Here is a 1,753-nt window from a genome sequence, read left to right on the forward strand (position 1 = left end):
CAGGTGGGTGTCTGGTCGTTGTTTGAGAACTGCACAGTGGACGCGAGCATCTGTGGCCAAGTTTTTAAGGGCGCACGGTGGATGCCTTGGCACCAGGAACCGATGAAGGACGTGGGAGGCCGCGATAGGCCCCGGGGAGCTGTCAACCGAGCTTTGATCCGGGGGTGTCCGAATGGGGAAACCCGGCAGTCGTCATGGGCTGTCACCCGCTGCTGAACACATAGGCAGTGTGGAGGGAACGCGGGGAAGTGAAACATCTCAGTACCCGCAGGAAGAGAAAACAACCGTGATTCCGGGAGTAGTGGCGAGCGAAACCGGATGAGGCTAAACCTTGAGCGTGTGAGACCCGGCAGGGGTTGCGCTCAGGGGGTCGTGGGTTTTTTCTTGATCGGTCTGCCGGCCGGTCGGCGAGTCAGAAACCGTATGGATAGTCGAAGGACATGCGAAAGGTCCGGCGTAGAGGGTAAGACCCCCGTAGACGAAATCTGTACGGCTCGCTTGAAGAATACCCAAGTAGCACGGGGCCCGAGAAATCCCGTGTGAATCTGGCGGGACCACCCGCTAAGCCTAAATATTCCCTGGTGACCGATAGCGGATAGTACCGTGAGGGAATGGTGAAAAGTACCGCGGGAGCGGAGTGAAATAGTACCTGAAACCGTGTGCCTACAAGCCGTGGGAGCGTCGTCAGTCAGCTTGCTGGCTGGCCGTGACTGCGTGCCTTTTGAAGAATGAGCCTGCGAGTTTGCGGTGTGTAGCGAGGTTAACCCGTGTGGGGTAGCCGTAGCGAAAGCGAGTCCGAATAGGGCGGTTGAGTTGCATGCCCAAGACCCGAAGCGGAGTGATCTAGCCATGGGCAGGTTGAAGCGGAGGTAAGACTTCGTGGAGGACCGAACCCACCAGGGTTGAAAACCTGGGGGATGACCTGTGGTTAGGGGTGAAAGGCCAATCAAACTCCGTGATAGCTGGTTCTCCCCGAAATGCATTTAGGTGCAGCGTCACGTGTTTCTTGCCGGAGGTAGAGCACTGGATAGGCGATGGGCCTTACCGGGTTACTGACCTTAGCCAAACTCCGAATGCCGGTAAGTGAGAGCGTGGCAGTGAGACTGTGGGGGATAAGCTCCATGGTCGAGAGGGAAACAGCCCAGAACACCGACTAAGGTCCCTAAGCGTGTGCTAAGTGGGAAAGGATGTGGAGTCGCAGAGACAACCAGGAGGTTGGCTTAGAAGCAGCCACCCTTGAAAGAGTGCGTAATAGCTCACTGGTCAAGTGATTCCGCGCCGACAATGTAGCGGGGCTCAAGCACATCACCGAAGTCGTGTCATTGCAGCATAGAGGGCCAACGCCTGCTGTGATGGGTAGGGGAGCGTCGTGTGCCGGGTGAAGCGGCGGTGGAAACCAGTCGTGGACGGTATACGAGTGAGAATGCAGGCATGAGTAGCGATACAAGAGTGGGAAACTCTTGCGCCGATTGACCAAGGGTTCCTGGGTCAAGCTGATCTGCCCAGGGTAAGTCGGGACCTAAGGCGAGGCCGACAGGCGTAGTCGATGGACAACGGGTTGATATTCCCGTACCCGCTTTGAAGCGCCAACGCTGAACCGAGTGATGCTAAGCCCGTGAAGCCGTCCCGGAGTCTTCGGACAAGGGGAAGTGGTGGAGCCGGCGGTCCAACCTCGTAGTAGGTGAGCGATGGGGTGACGCAGGAAGGTAGTCCAGCCCGGGCGGTGGTTGTCCCGGGGTAAGGGTGTAGGCCT

General features: G+C 58.0%; 1 rRNA gene (running past one end of the window). It reads left to right on the forward strand.

What is annotated here, in order from left to right:
- Positions 1-54: 54 nt before the first annotated feature.
- A 23S ribosomal RNA gene (locus tag ABZW10_RS38560) occupies positions 55-1,753 on the forward strand (it continues 1,489 nt past the right edge of the window).

Source organism: Kitasatospora sp. NPDC004723, assembly GCF_040609255.1.
Taxonomy (GTDB): domain Bacteria; phylum Actinomycetota; class Actinomycetes; order Streptomycetales; family Streptomycetaceae; genus Kitasatospora.